Source organism: Streptomyces sp. DT190 (assembly GCF_049846985.1).
GTDB lineage: Bacteria > Actinomycetota > Actinomycetes > Streptomycetales > Streptomycetaceae > Streptomyces.
The window spans coordinates 70,521-92,489 of record NZ_JBNCNM010000001.1; the positions used below are offsets into that span (position 1 = coordinate 70,521).

Genomic DNA, 21,969 nt, shown 5'->3' on the forward strand with positions numbered 1-21,969 from the left:
CCATGCGCTTCCGCCACCCGGACGGCACCACCGTCCACCTCGCCTACTGCACCAACGTCCACCCCGCCGAGACCCTCGACGGCGTCCTCGCCCAGCTCCGCGACCACTGCGAACCCGTCCGCCGCCGCCTCGGCCGCGACCGGCTCGGCATCGGGCTGTGGCTCGCCAGGGACGCCGCCCACGCCCTCGTCACCGACCCGTCGGCGCTGCGGGGCCTGCGCACCGAACTCGACCGGCGCGGCCTGGAGGTCGTCACCCTCAACGGCTTCCCCTATGAGGGCTTCGGAGCCGAAGAGGTCAAATACCGCGTCTACAAACCCGACTGGGCCGATCCGGAACGCCTCGACCACACCACCGCCCTGGCGCGCGTCCTCGCCGGGCTGCTCCCCGACGACGTCACCGACGGCACCATCTCCACCCTGCCCCTGGCCTGGCGCACCGCCTACGACGACCGGCGCGCCGAAGCCGCCACGACGGCGCTGCGCACCCTCGCCGAACGCCTCGACGCCATCGAGGACCTCACCGGCCGCTCCCTGCGCGTCGGACTGGAGCCGGAACCCGGCTGCGTCGTCGAGACCACCCGCGACGCCATCGCCCCGCTCACCGCGATCGGCCGCGACCGCATCGGCATCTGTGTGGACACCTGCCACCTCGCCACCTCCTTCGAGGACCCGCACACCGCCCTGGACGCCCTCGCCGAAGCCCGCGTCCCCGTCGTCAAGTCCCAGCTCTCCGCCGCCCTGCACGCCGAACACCCCCATCTGCCCGAGGTCCGCGAGGCACTCGCCGCCTTCGCCGAACCCCGCTTCCTGCACCAGACCCGCACGGCCACCGCCGCCGGGCTGCGCGCCACCGACGACCTCGACGAGGCCCTCGCCGGACACGCCCTGCCGGACGCCTCACCCTGGCGCTCCCACTTCCACGTCCCCCTGCACGCGGCCCCCGCCGCGCCCCTCACCTCCACCCTCCCGGTCCTGAAGGCCGCACTGACCCGGCTCGTCGGCGGCCCGGCCCCGCTCACCCGCCACCTGGAGGTCGAGACCTACACCTGGCAGGCCCTCCCGCCCGAGCTGCGCCCCAAGGGCCGCAGCCAGCTCGCCGACGGCATCGCCGCCGAACTCACCCTCGCCCGCGACCTGCTGACGGACCTCGGCCTGAAGGAGCTGCCATGAGCACCCCCGAGCAGCCGGCCCCGGCCGGCGCCGACCGGCCCACCCCGCTCCTCGTCCTCGACGTCGTCGGCCTCACCCCCCGTCTCCTCGATCACATGCCCCACCTCAAGGCCCTCGGCCGGTCCGGCTCCATGGCCCCGCTCGGCACCGTCCTGCCCGCCGTCACCTGCGCCGCCCAGTCGACGTTCCTCACCGGCACCATGCCCTCGGAGCACGGCATCGTCGGCAACGGCTGGTACTTCCGCGAACTCGGCGACGTCCTGCTGTGGCGCCAGCACAACGGGCTCGTGGCCGGCGACAAGCTCTGGGACGCCGCCCGCCGCGCCCACCCCGGCTACACCGTCGCCAACATCTGCTGGTGGTACGCCATGGGCGCCGACACCGACATCACCGTCACCCCCCGCCCCGTCTACTACGCCGACGGCCGCAAGGAGCCCGACTGCTACACGCGGCCACCCGCCCTCCACGACGAACTCACCGAGGAACTCGGCGTCTTCCCCCTGTTCCACTTCTGGGGCCCCGGGGCGGACCTCGTCTCCAGCCGGTGGATCATCGACGCGACCCGCCACGTCATCCGCACCCGCCACCCCGACCTGGCGCTGTCCTACCTCCCCCATCTCGACTACGACCTGCAGCGGTTCGGCCCGGACGACCCGCGTTCCCTGAAGGCTGCCGCCGACCTCGACACGGCCCTGGTCCCGCTCCTGGACGAGGCCCGGGCCGAGGGACGCACGGTCGTCGCGCTGTCCGAGTACGGCATCACCCGGGTGAACCGGCCGGTCGACATCAACCGCGCCCTGCGCCGCGCGGGCCTGCTGGAAGTGCACACGCAGGACGGCATGGAGTACCTGGACCCGATGGCCTCACGGGCCTTCGCGGTCGCCGACCACCAGATCGCCCATGTCTACGTGCGCCGCCCCGAGGACCTCGACGCCACCCGCGCGGCCCTGGACGGTCTGCCCGGCATCGAGCAACTCCTGGACGACGAAGGCAAGAAGACCCACCATCTCGACCATCCGCGCGCCGGCGAACTCGTCGCCGTGGCGGAGCCGGACGCCTGGTTCACGTACTACTACTGGCTCGACGACGCCCGCGCACCCGACTTCGCGCAGCTCGTCGAGATCCACCGCAAACCCGGCTACGACCCGGTCGAGCTGTTCATGGATCCCCTCGACCCCTACGTCAAGGTCAAGGCGGCCACCGCGCTGGCGCGCAAGAAACTCGGCATGCGCTACCGCATGGCGGTGGTGCCCCTGGATCCCTCACCTATTCGCGGCAGCCACGGCCGCCTTCCGCAGAGCGACGACGACGGTCCGCTCCTCATCTGCTCCACCCCCCGCGCTGTCGGCGACCGCGTCGCGGCCACCGATGTGAAGTCACTGCTGCTCCGACTCGCCGGTCTCGGCTGAGGCCGTAGCCCTCAGTCCCGACCGGTCACCAGTGAAGCACTCACCACTGACAACGCCCCGCGATCACGAGGAGTTCCCCGCATGAGCCGCTTCTCCCAGCCCGACCCGGAGCTGAGCCACCGCCTCAGCAGACGAGGCATGCTCGGCGTGGCCGCCGGTGCCACCGCCGCCGCCCTGCTCGGCGCCGCGGCCCCCGCGACCGCCGCCCCCGCGGCCACCACCGGCACCGCCGCCGGCGCCAAGGGCCGCGGCCGGCCGGTCCTGCCGCCCGGCCGCCTCGGCATCCAGCTGTACAGCCTGCGCGACAAGGTCTCCACCCTCGGCTTCGGCCCCGTCTTCGCCGAACTGGAGCGGTACGGCTACGACGAGGTCGAGTTCGCCGGCTACACCCAGGGCTCGGCGGGACCCATCACGCTCGCCCAGCTCAAGCGGCTGGCGCGCAGCCACGGCCTGAACCCGATCGGCAGCCACGTCGGCTACTACTCCAGCGACCCGAACGCCTACACCTTCGCGCAGAACCTCACCAAGGTCCTCGACGACGCCCAGGCCCTCGGCCTCAAGCACATCGGCACGGCCTCCGGCCCGTTCCGCTACGGCTCGACCGTCGACGCCTTCAAGCGCGCCGCCGAGGACTTCAACACCTACGGCGCCGCGGCGAAGGCCCGGGGCATGAAGTTCTACCAGCACAACCACTCCGAGGAGTTCTCCTTCGCCACCGACAACCCCAAGGTCCGCCTCTACGACATCCTGCTCAAGGAGACCGACCCGGACCTGGTGTACCTGGAGATGGACATCTACTGGGCGTACGTCGGCCAGTTCCGCTTCTCCAAGCGGCCCGACGGCACGGCCGCGCCGTTCGAGCCGCTCGACTACGTCCTGCGGCAGCCCGACCGCTTCCCGCTGTTCCACGTCAAGGACGGCGAGAGCGCCCCGCAGGACCCGTACGGCTACCGCATGACCGACGTCGGCGACGGCGACATCGACTACCAGCGGTTCATCTCCGCCGTGACCCGGCTGCGCGGTCACCGCCTGGCCCACCACTGGCAGGCCGAGCACGACAACCCGGCCGAGTCCTTCACCTTCGCCCGCCGCTCCAGCGCGCACCTGCACTCGCTGCGGGAGAAGTGCTGACAGCGGCGACGGCATGAGGAGGCCCCTCCCCGGCCGGGGAGGGGCCTCCTCACGTGGGGCGGGCTCAGCCCACGGGCCGGGTCCGGCCGGGATCGGGCCCGCCGGTCCCACCTGGGCGGTGGACGCGGCCGTGCGGGTCGGTCGTGCGGCGGGTGGGGACGGTGCGCGGCGGCGCCGGCACGGACACTGCGGCGGGCGGCAGCGGTGTCATGTCAGGTCGTGTCCTCGCCGAGCGGTTGCGGGTTCGGGGAGATGCGGCGCGGCTGCTTGTCGCGCCCCGGCGGTGTCAGGAACACGGCCACGCAGCCGGCGAAGAGGGAGATGGAGCCGGCCAGGACGAAGGCTCCGGAGTGCCCCCAGGCCCCGACGACCACGGCACCCATGCCGGCGCCCAGACCGGAGACGAGCTTGGCGCTGTAGACCATGCCGTAGTTGGACGCGTTGTTGTTCTCACCGAAGTAGTCGGCCGTGAGCGCGGCGAACATCGGGAAGATGGCGCCGCCGCCGAAGCCGGAGACGGAGGAGAAGACCAGGAACAGCGGGAGGTTCTCGGCGTTCGCCGACCAGAGGATGCCGTACTGCGACAGGCCCAGGATGACGCACACGACGAGCAGGCACCGCTTGCGGCCGTAGAGGTCGGAGAGCCAGCCGATGACGCCGCGGCCGGTGCCGTTGACGATGGCCTTCAGGGACATGGCCGTGGCGACGATCCCGCCCGCGAATCCGGCCTCCTCGCCGATCTCCACCTGGAAGGCGATGCCGAAGATGTTCACGCCGGACGTGCACGCCAGGCAGAACCACATCAGGGCCACCCGGCCGGTCTTCCACGCCTCCCTGGGGGAGTACTGGCGCACCGCCGGCGGGTTCATGCGCAGCGAGCGGGCCGCGCGCGGGTCCTTCGGCGGGTTGAGCGGGTCGATGTCGGCGGGCCACCAGTTCTTCGGCGGGTCCTTGAAGAAGTAGCCGGAGCAGGCCACGATCCCGGCCAGGAACACGCCCACCGAGACCAGCACCCAGCGGAAGTTGGTGAGGTCCATGTAGCCGTTGAAGAGGAACACGAAGGGCACCGAGCCGTAGGCGAAACCGCCGTTGACGAAGCCGGTCTTGCCGCCCTTGCGCTCCGGATACCACTTGCCGACCATGTTGACGCAGGTGGCGTACACCATGCCCGCGCCCATGCCGCTGAACATGCTGAAGCCGATGTAGGCGAAGACGACGTGCGGCGCGAAGGCCAGGGAAAGGTAGCCCATGAGGGTCCCCACCGCGCCGCACATCATCGCCCAGCGGGCCGGAAGCCTTCCGCTCTCACGCAGTTTTCCCGCGGGGAAGGCCACCGCGGCCTGGAAGAAGACCCAGACGGTCATCATCCAGAAGATGTGCATGCTGTTCCAGCTGTGCGCCGTGTGCAGGGTCTCCTCGGCGGACGCGAACGCGTACTCGGCGGAGGAGATGCCCATCATGCCGATCCAGGGCAGGATCACCATCCACTTGCGTTTGCGGCCCATGATGTCGATGTCGGTCTCACCGAGGCGGTAGACGCGACCGTTCGCGTCGGTGACCTCCCGGTAGGGAACCGTGGTGGGCAGATCGGTCGTTGTCATGTCGTGTCGCACCCCTTGCGTCGAAAGATCTGGCCAGCGCCCCCTGTCCCATGCCTTTCGTGCGCGTGCGGGTCCCGGGGCCGGCCGACGCGCACCGTCGGCCGGCCCCCCGCTGCCTCACCTCATGTACCGCCCCCCAGCAGCCCCGCCTCCCGCGCCCAGCGGTACTTCGCGCCGAGCACGGCCACCGGCTTCTCGGTCGTGTACGGGTACGCCACGACCCCACGCTCGAAGAGGTACTGGCAGGCCTCCTCGACCTCCACGTCGCCCGCCAGCGACGCCACCACGGGCTTCTCGATCCCGCGCTCGCGGAACTCGGCCACCACGCGCGCGGTGAGCTCGGCGAAGACCATCGGGGGAGTGACGATCGTGTGCCAGTAGCCCAGGACCAGCGCGTGGATGCGCGGGTCCTCCAGCCCCAGCCGGATCGTCGCCTCGTACGTCGACGGCGGCTCGCCCCCGGTGATGTCCACCGGGTTGCCCGCCGCCCCGAAGGGCGGGATGAACGTGCGGAACGCCTCGTCCAGGTCCGGCGGGATCTCCATCAGGGACAGGCCGTTGTCCGTCACGGCGTCCGAGAGCAGCACACCGCTGCCGCCGGCGCCCGTGATGATCACGACGTTGTCGCCCCGGGGAGCGGGCAGCACGGGCAACGCGCGCGCGTACTCCAGCATGTCGTTCAGCCCGGGCGCCCGGATGACACCGGCCTGCCGGAGGATGTCGTCGTAGACCGCGTCGTCACCGGCCAGGGCGCCGGTGTGCGAACCGGCCGCCCTGGCACCGGCCGCGGTCCGGCCCGCCTTGAGCACGACCACCGGCTTCTTCGGCACGGTCGCCCGTGCGGCCGCCACGAAGGCGCGGCCGTCCTTCAGGTCCTCCAGGTGCATCGCGATGCACTCGGTGTGCGGGTCCTCGCCGAACCAGGTCAGCAGGTCGTCCTCGTCCAGGTCCGACTTGTTGCCGAGCCCGACGATCGCGGACACACCCGTCTTGGTGGTGCGCGCGAAGCCCAGGATGGCCATCCCGATGCCGCCCGACTGCGAGGTCAGCGCCACCCCGCCCTTGACGTCGTACGGCGTGCAGAAGGTGGCGCACAGGTCCTGCCAGGTCGAGTAGTAGCCGTAGATGTTCGGCCCCAGCAGCCGTACCCCGTACCGCTCGGCGATGGCCACGATCTCCGCCTGGAGTTCGTGCTCGCCGGTCTCCGCGAACCCCGAGGGGATGAGCACGGCGTTCGGGATCTTCTTGCGTCCCACCTCTTCCAGCGCCGCGGCCACGAACTTGGCGGGGATCGCGAAGACCGCCACATCCACCTCACCGGGAACGTCGGTGACACTCTTGTACGCCTTGCGGCCCAGAATGTCGTCGGCCTTGGGGTTCACCGGGTGGATGTCGCCCGCGAAACCTCCGTCGACGAGGTTGCGCATCACGGAGTTGCCGATCTTGCCCTGCTCGTTGGAGGCGCCGATGACGGCGACCGCGGTGGGCTGCATCAGGCGGCGCATCGAGGCGAGGATCTCCTCCCTCGAGTACGTCCGGCGCGGCGGGGGCTGCGACTCGGCGAGGATCACCCGGATGTCGGCCGCCACCGCCCCCTGCGCGGTGGCGATCACCGGGTTGAGGTCGACCTCCGCGATCTCGGGGAAGTCGGCGACGAGTTCGGAGACCCGCCGGATCTGCTCCGCGACGGCCCACCGGTCCACTCCCGGCCGGCCGCGCACCCCGCGCAGGATCTCCGCCGAGCGGATCGAGTCCAGCATCGACAGCGCCTCGTCGGCGTCCACCGGCGCGAGCCGGAAGGTGACGTCCTTGAGGACCTCGACGAGCACCCCGCCGAGCCCGAACGCGACCACCTTGCCGAACGTCGGGTCCGTGACCGCTCCGACGATGACCTCCTGCCCCTGCGGCAGCAGTTCCTGCACCTGCACGCCCGAGATGCGGGCCTTCGGGTCGTAGGCGCGCGCGTTGTCGACGATGGTGTGGAACGCGGCCCGCACGTCGGCTGCGCCCTCGACGCCGACGATCACCCCGCCCGCGTCGGTCTTGTGCAGGATGTCCGGCGAGACGATCTTCATCACGACCGGTCCGCCGAAGCGCGCGGCGAACGCGACGGCCTCGTCGACGTCGGTCGCCAGTTCCTCGCCCGGTACGGCGATGCCGTACGCGTCGGCGAGCACCTTGCCCTCGGGCGCGGTCAGCGCGGTCCGGCCCTCGGCCCGCACGGAGTCGAACAGGGAGCGCACCCGCGCCAGGCGGTCCTCGGCCATCACGTCAGATCACCCCGTTCGACTTGAGCAGGCGCACTTCCTCGTCACCGAGGCCGAGTTCGCCGACGTAGACCTCTTCGTTGTGCTCGCCGAGCAGGGGGGAAGTGGTCACCTCGACGGGTGAGTCGGACAGCTTGAGCGGGCTGCCGACCGTCACGAACTCGCCCCGCTCCGGGTGGGGCACGGTGACGACCATCTCGTTGGCGACCAGCGACCGGTCCTCGATGATCTCCCGCGTGGACAGGATCGGCCCGCACGGGATGTTGTGCGCGTTGAGCCGCTCCAGCACCTCCCACTTGGGCAGGGTCGAGGACCACTCCTCGATCAGCTGGAACATCTTGCTGAGCTTGGGCAGCCGCGCCTCGGGCGTCGCCCACTCGGGGTCGTCGGCCAGCTCGGGCCGGCCGATGAGCTCGCTGAGCGGACGCCAGCCGACGGGCTGCACGATGACGTACACGTAGTCGTTCGGCCCGCCCGGCGCACACTTGACCGCCCAGCCGGGCTGGCCGCCGCCGGAGGCGTTGCCGGACCGGGGAACCTCGTCGCCGAAGTCCTCGTTGGGATATTCAGCGAGCGGCCCGTGTGCCAGACGCTGCTGGTCCCGCAGCTTCACCCGGCACAGGTTCAGTACGGCGTGCTGCATGGCCACGTTGACCCGCTGCCCGCGACCGGTGCGCTCCCGTTGGTAGAGCGCGGCGAGGATGCCCGCCACGGCGTGCACACCCGTCCCCGAGTCCCCGATCTGGGCCCCCGTCGCCAGCGGCGGCCCGTCCTCGAAGCCGGTGGTCGACATCGACCCGCCCATGGCCTGCGCGACGACCTCGTACGCCTTGAAGTTGGTGTACGGGCCCTCGCCGAACCCCTTGATGGAGGCATAGACGATACGCGGATTGATCTCCTGGATGCGGTCCCAGGTGAAGCCCATGCGGTCGACCGCGCCCGGCCCGAAGTTCTCGACCATCACGTCGGAACGCCGGATCAGTTCGGTCAGGATGTCCTTGCCGCGTTCGGTCTTGGTGTTGAGGGTGATGCTCCGCTTGTTGCAGTTGAGCATCGTGAAGTAGAGGGAGTCGACGTCCGGCAGATCACGCAACTGCTTGCGCGTGATGTCACCGGTCGGTGCCTCCAGCTTGACGACGTCCGCGCCGAGCCAGGCGAGCAGCTGGGTCGCCGAGGGCCCGGACTGGACGTGGGTCATGTCCAGGACGCGGATGCCGTCGAGAGCCCTGGTCGAGGTCTGGGTCATGCCAAGCGCTCCTCACTTGTACATGGTCTGGTTCATGGTTCCGGGGGCGTACGCGTCGGGGTCGACCCAGACGTTGATCAGGGACGGCTTGCCGGACTCGCGGGCGCGCCGCAGGGCCGGGCCGATGTCGGCGGGGTCGCGGACCTCCTCGCCGTAACCGCCCAGCATCTGGGCGAACTTGTCGTAGTGGACGTCGCCGAGGGTGTTGCCGACCCGCTCGCGGTCCTTGCCGTACTTGGCGGCCTGGCCGTAGCGGATCTGGTTCATGGAGGAGTTGTTGCCGACGATGCCGACGAAGGGGAGGTCGTAGCGGACCAGGGTCTCGAAGTCCCAGCCGGTCAGGGAGAAGGCGCCGTCGCCGAAGAGCGCGACGACCTCCTTGTCGGGCCGGGCCTGCTTGGCCGCGAGCACGAACGGGACGCCGACACCGAGCGTGCCGAGCGGGCCCGGGTCCATCCAGTGCCCGGGCGACTTGGGCTGCACGACCTGCCCGGAGAAGGTGACGATGTCGCCGCCGTCGCCGATGTAGATGGAGTCCTCGGTGAGGAAGTCGTTGATCTCGCTGACCAGGCGGTAGGGGTGGATGGGTGAGGCGTCCGACCGCAGGCTGGGCAGCCGCTTCTCCAGGGCGGTCTGCTCGGCCGCCCGCAGCTCGTCCAGCCACTCCTTGCGCCTGGACGCCCCGCCGTTGACGCGCCCGGAGGCGGCCTCGGTCACCGACTTCAGCACGAGCCCGGCGTCGCCGACGATGCCGAGGTCGATGTCGCGGTTCTTGCCGACGGTGCGGTAGTCGAGGTCGATCTGCACGACGGTCGCGTCCGCCGACAGCCGCTTGCCGTAGCCCATGCGGAAGTCGAAGGGCGTGCCGACGATGACGATGACGTCGGCGTTGGAGAAGGCGTACCGGCGCGAGAGCTGGAAGTGGTGCGGGTCGCCGGGGGGCAGGGTGCCGCGTCCGGCGCCGTTCATGTAGGCGGGGATGTTCAGCGTGCGCACCAGCTCGATGGCCGACTCGGTGCCCCGGGTCGTCCACACCTGGCTGCCGAGCAGGATGGCCGGCTTCTCGGCGTGCACGAGCAGGTCGGCGAGTTTCTCGACGGCCTCCGGGTCGCCGGCCGAGCGGGTGGAGGCCCGGTAGGCGCCGGCCCGGGGCACGCGTGCCCGGCCGGCCGGCACCTTGGCGTCGAGCACGTCGCGCGGGATCTCCAGGAAGGAGGGCCCCGGCGCGCCGTGGAAGCACTCGCGGAACGCCATGGACACCATGTCCGCCGCGCGCGCCGTGTCCGGCACGGTCGCCGCGAACTTGGTGATGGGGTTCATCATGTCGACGTGCGGCAGGTCCTGCAGGGAGCCCATCTTGTGCTGGGTGAGGGCTCCTTGGCCGCCGATCAGCAGCATCGGGGACTCCGCGCGGAAGGCGTTGGCGACCCCGGTGACGGCGTCGGTGGTGCCCGGGCCGGCGGTGACCACCGCGCAGCCGGGCCTGCCGGTGATCCGGGCGTAGCCGTCGGCGGCATGGGCGGCGACCTGCTCGTGGCGGACGTCGACCACCTCGATGCCCTCGTCGACGCAGCCGTCGTAGATGTCGATGATGTGGCCGCCGCACAGCGTGTAGATGCGGTCGACCCCCTCGGCCTTCAGCGCCTTGGCTACGAGATGACCACCGGAGATCACGTCCTGGGTGTCGTCGGGCATGGCGAAGTCCTGTCCCTTCGTAGGGGGGTGGAGCGGCTCGCGGTACATTGCATACAGTCGACGAATACTGTATGAAGCTTGTTATCCCGCATCCGGTGGGTGGTGTCCAGGGGGCGTGCGGCACTTTCAGTCAGGAGCCGGAATGGACCTGTACGAACACCAGGCAAGGGAACTCTTCGAAGAACACGGCATCCCGGTGCCGAGGGCCGAGGTCACCGACTCGCCCAAGGAGGCACGGGACATCGCGCGCGGGCTCGGCGGGCGCGTGGTGGTGAAAGCCCAGGTGAAGACCGGTGGACGGGGCAAGGCGGGCGGCGTGAAGCTCGCCGCCGACCCGGCCGCCGCCGAGCTCACCGCCCGTCAGATCCTCGGCATGGACATCAAGGGCCACACGGTCGGCACGGTGATGCTGGCCCAGCCCGTGGACATCGAGGCCGAGTTCTACGTGTCCTACGTGCTCGACCGCGCGGCGGGCCGGTTCCTCGCGATCGCCTCGGCCGAGGGCGGCATGGACATCGAGGAGGTGGCCGCCACCCGGCCCGAGGCCGTGGCCCGCGTCCCCGTCGACCCGGCCCGGGGCGTCACCTCCGCCAAGGCGGGCGAGATCGCCGAGGCGGCCGGACTGCCACCGCAGACCGTCGACGTCCTCGTCCGGCTCTGGCAGGTCCTGGTGCGCGAGGACGCCCTCCTGGTCGAGGTGAACCCGCTCGTGCGCACCCGGCACGGGCGGATCCTCGCCCTCGACGGCAAGGTCACCCTCGACGACAACGCCCGCTTCCGGCAGTCCCGGTGGGGCGCCGACGGCGTGGCGCACGACGACGCGCTGGAGGCCGCGGCCGCCGCCAAGGGCCTCAACTACGTCAAGCTCGACGGCGAGGTCGGCATCATCGGCAACGGCGCCGGCCTCGTCATGTCGACCCTGGACGTGGTCGCGGGCTGCGGTGCGCGCCCCGCCAACTTCCTCGACATCGGCGGCGGCGCCAGCGCCGAGGTCATGGCGGACGGATTGTCCGTCGTCCTGTCCGACCCGGCCGTCCGGTCCGTCTTCGTCAACGTCTTCGGCGGCATCACCGCCTGCGACGCGGTCGCCGACGGCATCGTCCGGGCGCTGGACACCGTCCGGCTGACCAAGCCGCTCGTCGTCCGCCTCGACGGCAACAACGCGGCCCGGGGCCGGGCCATCCTCGACGCGCACGCGCATCCCCTGGTCGAACAGGTCACCACCATGGACGGCGCCGCCGCCCGTGCCGCCGAACTCGCCACCGCGGCCTGAGAAGAGGGAACGCCATGGCCATCTACCTCACCAAGGAGAGCAAGGTCCTCGTCCAGGGCATGACCGGCGGCGAGGGCATGAAGCACACCCGGCGGATGCTCGCCGCCGGCACGAACGTCGTCGGCGGCGTCAACCCCCGCAAGGCCGGCGGGACCGTCGACTTCGACGACCGTGCCGTACCCGTCTTCGGCTCGGTCGCCGACGGCATGCGCGCCACCGGGGCGGACGTCACCGTCGTCTTCGTGCCGCCCGCCTTCGCCAAGGCGGCCGTCGTGGAGGCCGCCGACGCCGGTATCGGGCTCGCGGTCGTCATCACCGAGGGCATCCCCGTGCACGACTCCGTCGCCTTCACCGCCCACGCCCGGCACCGGGGCACCCGCGTCGTCGGACCCAACTGCCCGGGCCTGATCACCCCGGGCCAGTCCAACGCCGGCATCATCCCGGCCGACATCACCAAGCCGGGCCGCATCGGCCTGGTCTCCAAGTCGGGCACGCTGACCTACCAGCTCATGTACGAGCTGCGCGACATCGGCTTCTCCACCTGCGTCGGCATCGGCGGCGACCCCGTCGTCGGCACCACGCACATCGACTGCCTCGCCGCCTTCCAGGACGACCCCGACACGGAACTGATCGTCCTCATCGGCGAGATCGGCGGCGACGCCGAGGAACGCGCGGCGGCCTACGTCCGCGAGCACGTCACCAAGCCCGTCGTCGGCTACATCGCCGGTTTCACCGCGCCCGAGGGCAAGACCATGGGGCACGCGGGCGCCATCGTGTCCGGCTCCTCCGGCACGGCGCAGGCGAAGAAGGAGGCACTGGAAGCGGTCGGTGTCCGGGTGGGCAGCACCCCGACCGAGACCGCCAGGCTCGTGCTCGCGCTGCTCGCCGACCGGCAGCGGGGCGTCTGAACCCCGCCCTTCCGCCCCCGACCGTGCACCGAGAGCGGAGCATCCGCATGGCATCCACCCGCACCCTCAAATCCGGCACGTCCTGGCCCGACGCGTGGCAGCGCTGCCTCGCCGCCGCCCCCGAGGCCTTCCGGGACGACCGGGTCCTCAACCTCTGGAACGCCGCCTGGCAACCCGGCGGCCGGGTCCTGCCCGCCGTCAGCCCGGTCGACGGCAGTCCCGTCGCCGGCCCACCGCGCGTGGACGGGGCCACCGCGCGGCAGGCCGTGCGCGCCGCCCTCGACCAGCACCGGGCCTGGCGGCACGTCCCGCTGGAGGAACGCCGGGCCCGAGTGGCGGCCACCCTCGACGCCCTCGCCGAACACCGGACCCTCCTCGCGCTGCTGCTCGTCTGGGAGATCGGCAAGCCCTGGCGGCTCGCCCTGGCGGACGTCGACCGGGCCGTCGACGGGGTCCGCTGGTACGTCGACGGCATCGAGCCGATGCTCACCGGCCGGGCCCCGCTGGACGGACCGGTGTCCAACATCGCCAGCTGGAACTACCCCATGAGCGTGCTCGTTCACGCGGTGCTGGTGCAGGCACTGGCGGGCAACGCGGTCATCGCCAAGACCCCGACCGACGGCGGTGTCGCCTGTCTCACCCTGGCCTGCGCGCTCGCCGCCCGCGAGGGGATACCCGTGACCCTCGTCAGCGGCAGCGGGGGCGAGCTGTCCGAGGCGCTCGTACGGGCGCCCGAGATCGGCTGCGTCTCCTTCGTCGGCGGCCGCGACACCGGCGCCGCGGTGGCCACGGCCGTCGCCGACCTCGGCAAACGACACGTACTCGAACAGGAGGGACTCAACACCTGGGGCATCTGGAACCACTCGGACTGGGACACGCTCACCGCGGTGGTCCCCAAGCTCTTCGATTACGGCAAGCAGCGCTGCACGGCGTACCCGCGCTTCGTCGTCCAGCGGCAGCTGTTCGACGCGTTCCTCGCGGCGTACCTCCCGGCGGTGCGCGCGCTCAGGGTCGGGCATCCGCTCGCCGTGGAGAAGCCCGATGACCCCTTCCCGGAGCTGGACTTCGGGCCGGTGATCAACGCGGCCAAGGCGAAGGAGCTGCAGGACCAGGTCGCCGAGGCGGTCGAACGCGGAGCGGTACCGCTGCACCGCGGCAGCCCGGACGACGCGCACTTCCTGCCCGGGCAGGACACCTCCGCCTACGTCCAGCCCGTCACGCTCCTCAACCCGCCGCGCTCCTCCCCGCTGCACCACGCGGAGCCCTTCGGCCCGGTCGACACGATCGTCCTGGTCGACACGGAGGCGGAGCTGCTGGCCGCGATGAACGCCTCCAACGGCGCGCTGGTGGCCACGCTGTCCACGGACGACCGGGCCACCTACGAGCGACTCGCCCCGCAGATCCGCGCGTTCAAGGTCGGCCACGGCCGACCCCGTTCCCGGGGCGACCGCGACGAACTGTTCGGCGGCCTCGGCGCGTCCTGGCGCGGCGCGTTCGTGGGCGGCGAGCTGCTGGTGCGCGCGGTGACACGCGGACCGGCGGGGGAGCGGCTGCCGGGGAATTTCCCGGAGTACCAGCTGCTGCCGTGAGGGGGAGGGGGCGGCGTCCGGTGCCGGGTCCTGTGCTCCACCCGGGGGCGGGGCGAGGGCTCGGCGCCGGACGTCGGCGTGCGGTCGGCACACAGGGGCGGCGGCCAGGCGTCATGCCATGCCGCGCCGCAGCCGCCGGTCGGGCCGCCCGCCCGCCCCGACCGCGCGCTCGGCGTCGCGTTCAGCCGATGCCCTGCCGGTCCGGATGCAGGGCGAAGGCGCGGTCCGCGGGGGTCGGGGTCGTGCGGGCGATCTCCTGCCGGAGCAGTTCGCGGTGGCGCAGCAGCGGCTCCCGGCGGTCCTGCGGCGCGAGCAGGAGCAGATCGTCCAGCCCGGCCAGCAGGCGCCGCGACACCTGCGGGTTCCCCACGGCGCAGACCCGCACCTCCGTGAACCCGAGATCCACCAGCTCGGTCCACTCCGGCACGGGCTGCACCAGCCGCACCGCACCGCCCCGGTCCCGGTGCAGCGCGGCGTCCAGCGGACGCCGGCTCATCACGGCCAGGAACTGCACGATGCGGTCCAGCGCCTGGACGGCGGTCGTCGGATCGTTGATCGCGGCCGACAGGGCGCGCAACGCGATGTCGGCCAACTGCCGCAGCCCGAAACCGAGATCCTGGTGGTAGGTCCGCTCCACCCCCACCGAGACGCTGCGGCGCAGCGCCCCGCGCGGCGGGGCGGCCCCACCGTGGACCGCCAGCACGGGCGTGCCCGGCACCACGAAGTCCCCGATCCGCGGGATCAGCCGCAGCACGACCCCGTGCTTGCGCGCCACCCGCACCAGCCGCGCGATGTGCACGTCCCGCAGCACCCCGGCCCGGCCCTCGTGCGGCACCCACGCCGTCGCGGCATCCAGGCCGGGCACCTCCCGCCCGTCCGCCGGCCCGGGCATCGAGGCGGCCACCCGGAAGGACTCCGTGGCGATCCGCGCGATCACCTGGCTGATCCGCATCAGCCGCAGGGTGGTGTTCACGTACAGCACGAAGAGCAGCAGGCTCAGCGCGACCATGCAGAGCGTGAGGGCGGACTGCACCAGCGGCAGCGACGTCACGGCACGGGGGTCGCCCACGCTGTCGAAGGAGGTCAGGACCAGCAGGGTCAGCACGAACGTGGCCAGGAAGACCGCGAAGGTCGCCTTCGTGATCCGGCTGCGGACGAAGAGCCGCACCACACGCGGGGTGAACTGCCCGCTCGCCATCTGCACGGCCACCAGCGAGATGCTGAAGACCACACCGATGAAGGTCATCATCGCCGAGCCGACCGCGCTCACCACGGCCTTCGTGTCCTCGGCGAACCGCAGCAGGTCGTCGAGCGTCTCGTGGTCGCCCTCCTCCTGCAGCGCCTCCACGATGGCCGTGTCCAGCGCCTGCGCCCCCAGCCACACCAGGAAGACGGCGGCCATCGCCGCGGTGGGCGCGAACCAGAACGTGTCCCGCAGGTGCTCCCTGAGCGGTGACAGGGCACGCGGGCGACGCCCCCTGGCAGGGCTCTGCGTCACCATCCAGTCACTCATGGTGTGACCCTAGGGGCAATGGCCCGTGAGGTCCCGGACCCCCGCCCGGCGGACGGAAACGCAGGTGAAAGGCACTCCGAAACCTTGGTATTGTTGTGCCTGTCGCCGCGGGGAGCACCCCTGGCAAGGCGGCAGACACCTGGTCCGGGTGGCGGAATGGCAGACGCGCTAGCTTGAGGTGCTAGTGCCCTTTATCGGGCGTGGGGGTTCAAGTCCCCCCTCGGACACTCATGCGAAAAGGGTGCCGACCAGTTCCTGGTCGGCACCCTTTCTCGTGCCGCGGACGCGGGCGAGATCCTCACGTACGGCAGGGCGACGACCTCCGGACCCTCAGACCCGGTACCCCCGCAGCTTGCGGTACAGCGTCGCCCGGCCTATCCCCAGCGCCGCCGCCGCGCGGGCCTTGTTGCCGCCGTGGCGGCGCAAGGCCTCCAGGATGGCTCCGCGTTCGGCGTGCTCCATCGGGCTGAGAGGGCGCGCGGCCGGACCTTCGCGGACGGCGTCCGGCAGTTCCGCCCGGCGGACCGGGCCGGACTGCCGGCGGTCTTCCGCCAGGGCCCGTACGACGTGGGCCAGTTCCGTGACGTTGCCGGGCCACGGGTACTGCTCCAGCGCGCGCAGGGCGTCCAGGGTCCAGGTCAGCGGCGGCCGTCCCGGCGCCGGGCGCGGGGCGAGGGCCGGCAGCAGCTCCCGTACGTCCTCGGCGCGTTCCCGCAGCGGGGGCAGGGTCACCGTCCGGGCCGACAGGATGTCCAGCAGGCGCTGCAGGCACGGGCCGGCCGGTGTGCCCGGCGTGTACGTGACCAGGAGCGGGGTGTCCGGGCGGGCGTCGAGCAGGGAGTTGAGCGCGGCCACGCCCGGCTGTGCGAGGCGCTCGGCGTGCCGCAGCAGCAGCGGACGGCCGGGCTGCCGTGTCCGCAGGGCCTGTTCGAGTCCGGGATCCTGCGCGGCGTCGGCGTCCTGGACCGGGCCCGGGCCCAGCAGCGCGCGGGCCAGGGCGGACTTGCCCGTGCCCCGCTCCCCGGCCAGCAGCAGTGGCTCCCGGGAGCGCGCCAGCTCCGCCGCACGTGCCACGGCATGCCGCCAGGGGAGCGAGGAGCCGGTCAGGGCGACCGTCGCGGACGGCGGCGGGGCCGGTACCGGAGGCGCCTGATCGCCCAGCGGTTCCAGGACGGCCACGATCCCCACGACGGTGCCGTCCAGGCGCAGCGGTGTGACGTGCGCGGTGCAACCGGCTCCTTCCGGCAGCACCACCGTGCTCGCGGCCGTCTCCGATGCCGTGCCCGCCGCTGTTTCCGCCGCCGTGCTCGTCACCGTTCCCGGCGCCGTGGCCTCCCCGGCTGGCCCCCCGGGTTCCTCCGCGGGGGCCGGGGCCCCGGCGCGTCGCGCGGCCACCGCCGTCCGCTCCAGCGCGTCGAGTACCTCGGGCGTCAGCAGCCCCCGCGCCGCTTCGTTGATCAGCCGGCTGCGGCCGTCGAGGGCGGCCACGGCCCGGTCGCGGCCCCGCGACGCCCGCAGATACGCGTCCAGCAGCACCCGCTCGGCCTGCCCCGACCGCGCCCGCAGTTCCGACTCGACCGCTGCGGCGGCGGCCTCCGCGAGAGCCGCCTGGTGATGGGGCGGCTGGGGATACGGAGCCCGCGGCGTCTGGTGATGCGGCGCCTGGGGACGGGGTCCCGGCACCCACGGGGCGCACAGGCGGCTCGCCACGGTCAGCGTGCCCAGGACCTGGCCGTTGTCCGGGGCGAGCACCGGGACGCTGACCGCGGACACCTCCTGCCACCGGTCCAGGAAGTGCTCGGGGCCGTGCACCTCGGCCCGGCGCCGGGTGCGCAGTGCCAGGGCCGCGCTGTTGTGGCCGACCTCCTGCTCCGCCAGCACGGGGCACGGTTCGACACCGGGCACGCTTCCCGCCGTCCACAGCACGCGCAGCCGCTCGTCGGTCAGCACGAGCAGGGACCGGTCCGTGCCGAGGGCCGGGACGATCCGCTCCAGCACCGGACGGGCCGCGGCGAGCAGCGCCGACTCGGTGGGGCCCACCGGGGGTGCCGGGCGGGCCGCCGGCTCGCCCAGGTCGTGCCGCACCCCGAAGAACCGGGCCCGCCGCCACGCCGCGAGGACCTCCTCCGGCACGCCTGCGGGCAGCGGGTCTCCCGACAGGAAGCGCTCACGGGCCAGGCGCAGTGAGGGCAGGGTGGGGGTGGGGGTGGGGGAAGGATCTGTGGTGGTCACGGCACATCCCACCGTAGCGGGTTCGGTTGAACGGGCAACAACCGCGGTCGCCCGCACGCTCCTTCACACGTCCGGCCGCTGTCTCGTATTGAGACACCCGCGAACCCCCCGCCCCCTCCAGGATCATGACCGCTCGATGTTCCCCGACCCCTCTCGCAGGAGCACCCCGTGTCCACCGTCGTCGAGACCGACGTCCTCATCGTGGGCAGCGGCCCGGCCGCGCTCGCCCTGAGCACCTACGGCGTGCCCAACATCGTCGTCACCCGCTACGCGAGCCTCGCCGACACCCCCCGCGCGCACATCACCAACCAGCGCACCATGGAGGTGCTGCGCGACCTCGGCGTCGAGCAGGAGGTCGTCGCGAAGGCGACCCCGCAGCACCTGATGGGGAACACCACCTTCTGCACCAGTCTGGCGGGCGAGGAGCTGGGCCGGGTGCGCTCCTGGGGCAACGACCCGCTCGCGCGCGCCGGGCACGAACTGGCCAGCCCCACCCGCATGTGCGACCTGCCGCAGCACCTCATGGAGCCGGTCCTCGTCGGCGCGGCCGTCGCCCGCGGCACCCGGCTGCGCTTCGAGACCGAGTACCTCTCCCACACGCAGGACGCCGACGGCGTCACGGCCACCGTCCGCGACCGGCTGCGCGGGGACACCTACCGGATCCGGGCCCGGTACCTGATCGGCGCCGACGGCGGACGGTCCAGGGTCGCCGAGGACGCCGGGCTGCCGATGGGCGGCCGGATGGGCGTGGCCGGCAGCATCAACATCGTCTTCGAGGCGGACCTGACCCGCTACACCGCCCACCGGCCCTCCACCCTCTACTGGGTCCTCGCCCCCGGCGCCACCGTCGGCGGCATCGGCGCCGGCCTGGTGCGGTGCGTACGGCCCTGGAACGAGTGGCTCATCGTCTGGGGCTACGACGTCACCGCGGGCGCCCCCGACCTGACCACCGAGTACGCCGAGTCGGTCGTCCGCAAGCTCGTCGGGGACGACGAGATCCCCGTGACCGTCACCTCGTCCTCGGCGTGGACCGTCAACGAGATGTACGCCGAGACGTACGCCAACGGCCGCGTCTTCTGCGCCGGCGACGCCGTGCACCGTCACCCGCCGTCCAACGGCCTCGGCTCCAACACCTCCATCCAGGACGCACACAACCTCGCCTGGAAGCTCAAGCTGGTGCTGGACGGCACCGCCCACCCCAGGCTGCTCGACTCCTACACCGCCGAACGCGCCCCGGTCGGACGGCAGGTCGTCACCCGCGCCAACCGGTCCATCCGCGAGACCGCGCCCGTCTTCGAGGCCCTCGACGGACTCGCCCCGCAGACCCCCGAACAGCTGTGGGCCAACATCGACGCCCGCAAGGACGCCACCGAGGCCGCCGAGAAGCAGCGTGCCGCGCTGCGTGAGGCGATCGCCTTCAAGGTGTACGAGTTCGACGCGCACGGCGTGGACCTCAACCAGCGCTACACCTCCGGCGCGATCGTCCCCGACGGCACCCCCGACCCCGGTTTCCCCCGCGACCCCGAACTGCACCACCAGCCCTCCTCCCGCCCCGGTGCCCGGCTCCCGCACGCCTGGATCACCTCCGGATCCCGCACGCTCTCCACCCTCGACACGGTCGGCCGGGGCCGCTTCGCCCTGCTGACCGGCATCGGCGGTCAGGCCTGGGTGCGGGCGGCCCGGGAGCAGGACGTCGAGATCGCCACGGTGGTGATCGGCCCGGGGCAGGAGTACGAGGACCCCTACGGAGACTGGGCCAGGTTGCGGGAGATCCCGGACGCCGGCGCGCTCCTCGTGCGGCCGGACGGCTTCGTCGCCTTCCGGCACCCGGGCGCCGCCCCCGAAGCCGCCGGTGACCTGCTCGCGGACGCGCTGCGGCGCATCCTCGGACACGCCTGAGCGCACGCCATGATGGACGAAGCGGACGTCGACGACGAGGAGCCGGCATGACCACCGACGCGACCGGGACCGGCGTCACCGAGCAGGCCGTGGCCAGCCTGGCGGCTACCGCCGACCCGAGACTGCGCGAACTGCTCACCGGGCTCGTGCGGCATCTGCACGACTTCGCCCGCGAGACCCGGCTCACCCCGCAGGAATGGGAGCGGGCGATCGCCTTCCTGACCGCGACCGGGCAGGCCTGCACCGGCACCCGGCAGGAGTTCATCCTGCTGTCGGACGTGCTGGGCCTGTCCATGCTGGTGGAGACCGTGCACGGCGAGCGCGCGCCCGGCACGACCGAGTCGACGGTGCTCGGTCCGTTCCACCTGACCGAGTCGCCGGTGCGCGAACTCGGCGACGACATCGACCTGGTGGGCGGCGGCGAGCCGTGCGTGGTCAGCGGCCGGGTGCGCGCCGCCGACGGCACCCCGCTGCCCGGCGCCCTCGTCGACGTCTGGCAGGCCGACGACCAGGGCTACTACGACGTCCAGCAGCCGGGCGTGCAGCCCGCGGGCAACGGACGCGGGCTGTTCACCGCCGACGCCGAGGGCCGCTTCTGGTTCCGCACCTGCGTGCCGGCGCCGTACCCGATCCCCACGGACGGGCCGGTCGGCGGGCTGCTGCGCGCGACCGGGCGGCACCCCTACCGCCCCGCGCACATCCACTTCATCGCCTCGGCCGAGGGGCACACGCCGGTCACCACGCACCTCTTCGTGGCCGGCGGCGACTACCTCGACTCCGACGCGGTGTTCGCCGTGAAGGAGAGCCTGGTGCAGGACTTCGCCTCGACCGACGACCCGGCGCTGGCACGGGAGTTCGGCGTGCCCAACCCCTTCCGGCACGCCCGCTTCGACCTCGTTCTGGAGCCCGCCGTATGACGTACCAGGACGAGTTCACCTACGAGACCCGGCCGGTGCGCGTCGTGTTCCGGCCCGGTGCGGCCGTCGGCGCCACCCCGGGCGAGGCCGACCGGCTGGGCCTTCGGCGGCTGCTCGTGGTGTGCGGCAGCCGGGGCGAGGCAGTGGCCCGGGCGGTCGCCGACGCGCTCGGCGACCGCTGTGCCGGAGTGCACGCCCAGGCGCGGATGCACGTACCCGTCGAGGACGCCGACCGGGCCGTCGCGGCCGTGCGGGCGGCGGGGGCGGACGGCTGCGTCGCGGTCGGCGGGGGTTCCGCGATCGGCCTCGGCAAGGCGATCGCCCTGTGCACCGGACTGCCGCTGATCGCCGTCCCGTCGACCTACTCCGGTTCCGAGATGACCCCGGTGTGGGGCCTGACCGAGCACGGCGTCAAGCGCACCGGCCGCGATCCTGCCGTACAGCCCCGCAGCGTCGTCTACGACCCCCGGCTCACCCTCTCCCTGCCCGTGCCGCTGACGGTGACCAGCGGTGTCAACGCGCTCGCGCACGCGGTCGAGGCGCTGTACGCGCCGGACGTCTCGCCGCCGGTCGCCGCCATGGCCGAGGAGGGCGTGCGGGAGATGGCCGGCGCGCTGCCCCGGCTGGCCGCCGGCCCGCAGGACCTTCAGGCGCGCAGCCGGGCGCTGTACGCGGCCTGGCTGTGCGGCGCCTGCCTCGGCGCGACCACCATGGGGCTGCACCACAAGCTGTGCCACGTCCTGGGCGGCACCCACGCACTGCCGCACGCCGAGACGCACACGGTGGTCCTCCCCTACGCCCTCGCTTTCAACGCCCCCGCGGCGCCGCGGGCGTTGACCGTGCTGCGCCGGGCGCTCGACGCCGAGGACGTGCCACGGGCCCTGTGGGACCTGGCCGGACGCCTCGGCGCGCCCCGCTCCCTGGCCGAACTGGGCCTCACGGAGGGTGATCTGACCCCGGCGGCCCGGCAGGTGGCGGGAGAGCCGTACGCCAACCCGCGCGCGGTGACGGAACAGGACGCGCGCGGTGTGCTGCGCGCGGCCTACGAAGGAGGCCCGCCCGGTTCGGGCCCGGCGCCGTCGAGGACAGCGGGTGACCGCAAGCCTTCCTAGGGTCG

15 protein-coding genes and 1 tRNA gene are annotated in these 21,969 nt (G+C 72.5%); 10 read left to right on the forward strand and 6 right to left on the reverse strand.

Going from position 1 to position 21,969, the window contains the following annotated elements; genetic code table 11:
* Window positions 1-2: 2 nt before the first annotated feature.
* The 3 genes from eboE (at window position 3) to ACPXCS_RS00305 (ending at window position 3,712) form a co-directional block, all read left to right on the forward strand.
* The gene (eboE, locus tag ACPXCS_RS00295; protein ID WP_425945827.1) at window positions 3-1,172 is read left to right on the forward strand and encodes a metabolite traffic protein EboE; all 1,170 of its coding nucleotides are present in this window, start codon (window positions 3-5) and stop codon (window positions 1,170-1,172) included.
* On the forward strand, window positions 1,169-2,581 hold the full coding sequence (locus ACPXCS_RS00300) for a nucleotide pyrophosphatase/phosphodiesterase family protein (RefSeq protein WP_425945828.1): 1,413 nt from the start codon (window positions 1,169-1,171) through the stop codon (window positions 2,579-2,581). Before eboE ends, ACPXCS_RS00300 begins: the two co-directional genes overlap by 4 nt.
* A gap of 81 nt (window positions 2,582-2,662) precedes the next feature.
* A complete protein-coding gene (locus tag ACPXCS_RS00305) occupies window positions 2,663-3,712 on the forward strand; it encodes a sugar phosphate isomerase/epimerase family protein (protein WP_425945829.1) in 1,050 nt (349 codons plus the stop codon).
* 212 nt (window positions 3,713-3,924) lie between these two features.
* Here the strand turns inward: ACPXCS_RS00305 and ACPXCS_RS00310 are convergent, their stop codons facing one another.
* The 4 genes from ACPXCS_RS00310 to ACPXCS_RS00325 form a co-directional block, all read right to left on the reverse strand.
* A complete protein-coding gene (locus ACPXCS_RS00310; RefSeq protein WP_425945830.1) occupies window positions 3,925-5,313 on the reverse strand; it encodes an OFA family MFS transporter in 1,389 nt (462 codons plus the stop codon).
* Between the two features lie 122 nt (window positions 5,314-5,435).
* On the reverse strand, window positions 5,436-7,580 hold the full coding sequence (locus ACPXCS_RS00315; protein ID WP_425945831.1) for an acetate--CoA ligase family protein: 2,145 nt from the start codon (window positions 7,578-7,580) through the stop codon (window positions 5,436-5,438).
* Window positions 7,581-7,584: 4 nt separating this feature from the next.
* Window positions 7,585-8,826, reverse strand: a complete 1,242-nt coding sequence (frc, locus tag ACPXCS_RS00320) for a formyl-CoA transferase (RefSeq protein WP_425945832.1) — start codon at window positions 8,824-8,826, stop codon at window positions 7,585-7,587.
* A gap of 12 nt (window positions 8,827-8,838) precedes the next feature.
* Window positions 8,839-10,521, reverse strand: a complete 1,683-nt coding sequence (locus ACPXCS_RS00325) for a thiamine pyrophosphate-binding protein (RefSeq protein ID WP_425945834.1) — start codon at window positions 10,519-10,521, stop codon at window positions 8,839-8,841.
* A gap of 142 nt (window positions 10,522-10,663) precedes the next feature.
* Between ACPXCS_RS00325 and sucC the strand changes: the two genes are divergently transcribed.
* The 3 genes from sucC to ACPXCS_RS00340 are packed head-to-tail and all read left to right on the forward strand — an operon-like array spanning window position 10,664 to window position 14,291.
* Window positions 10,664-11,794 carry an ADP-forming succinate--CoA ligase subunit beta gene (gene sucC, locus ACPXCS_RS00330; RefSeq protein WP_425945835.1) on the forward strand — a complete coding sequence of 377 codons (1,131 nt, stop codon included), beginning with the start codon at window positions 10,664-10,666 and terminating at the stop codon, window positions 11,792-11,794.
* A 14-nt stretch (window positions 11,795-11,808) separates the two neighbouring features.
* Window positions 11,809-12,702, forward strand: a complete 894-nt coding sequence (gene sucD, locus ACPXCS_RS00335) for a succinate--CoA ligase subunit alpha (protein ID WP_425945837.1) — start codon at window positions 11,809-11,811, stop codon at window positions 12,700-12,702.
* A gap of 47 nt (window positions 12,703-12,749) precedes the next feature.
* Complete coding sequence (locus ACPXCS_RS00340) at window positions 12,750-14,291, forward strand: aldehyde dehydrogenase family protein (RefSeq protein ID WP_425945838.1); 1,542 nt, start codon at window positions 12,750-12,752, stop codon at window positions 14,289-14,291.
* A 181-nt stretch (window positions 14,292-14,472) separates the two neighbouring features.
* On the opposite strand, the gene ACPXCS_RS00345 is transcribed toward ACPXCS_RS00340, so the two are convergent.
* Complete coding sequence (locus ACPXCS_RS00345; protein WP_425945839.1) at window positions 14,473-15,804, reverse strand: DUF2254 domain-containing protein; 1,332 nt, start codon at window positions 15,802-15,804, stop codon at window positions 14,473-14,475.
* A 142-nt stretch (window positions 15,805-15,946) separates the two neighbouring features.
* Here ACPXCS_RS00345 and ACPXCS_RS00350 point away from each other — a divergent pair.
* A tRNA-Leu gene (locus ACPXCS_RS00350) sits at window positions 15,947-16,031 on the forward strand.
* Between the two features lie 103 nt (window positions 16,032-16,134).
* Here ACPXCS_RS00350 and ACPXCS_RS00355 read toward each other — a convergent pair.
* Window positions 16,135-18,036, reverse strand: a complete 1,902-nt coding sequence (locus ACPXCS_RS00355) for a helix-turn-helix domain-containing protein (protein ID WP_425945840.1) — start codon at window positions 18,034-18,036, stop codon at window positions 16,135-16,137.
* 168 nt (window positions 18,037-18,204) lie between these two features.
* Here ACPXCS_RS00355 and ACPXCS_RS00360 point away from each other — a divergent pair, with 168 nt between their 5' ends.
* The 3 genes from ACPXCS_RS00360 to ACPXCS_RS00370 are packed head-to-tail and all read left to right on the forward strand — an operon-like array spanning window position 18,205 to window position 21,964.
* Window positions 18,205-19,935 (forward strand): FAD-dependent oxidoreductase, encoded by a 1,731-nt coding sequence (locus tag ACPXCS_RS00360; RefSeq protein ID WP_425945841.1) that lies wholly within the window; start codon window positions 18,205-18,207, stop codon window positions 19,933-19,935.
* Between the two features lie 47 nt (window positions 19,936-19,982).
* The gene (locus tag ACPXCS_RS00365; protein WP_425945842.1) at window positions 19,983-20,852 is read left to right on the forward strand and encodes an intradiol ring-cleavage dioxygenase; all 870 of its coding nucleotides are present in this window, start codon (window positions 19,983-19,985) and stop codon (window positions 20,850-20,852) included.
* Window positions 20,849-21,964 carry a maleylacetate reductase gene (locus tag ACPXCS_RS00370; protein WP_425945843.1) on the forward strand — a complete coding sequence of 372 codons (1,116 nt, stop codon included), beginning with the start codon at window positions 20,849-20,851 and terminating at the stop codon, window positions 21,962-21,964. Before ACPXCS_RS00365 ends, ACPXCS_RS00370 begins: the two co-directional genes overlap by 4 nt.
* Window positions 21,965-21,969 lie beyond the last annotated feature (5 nt).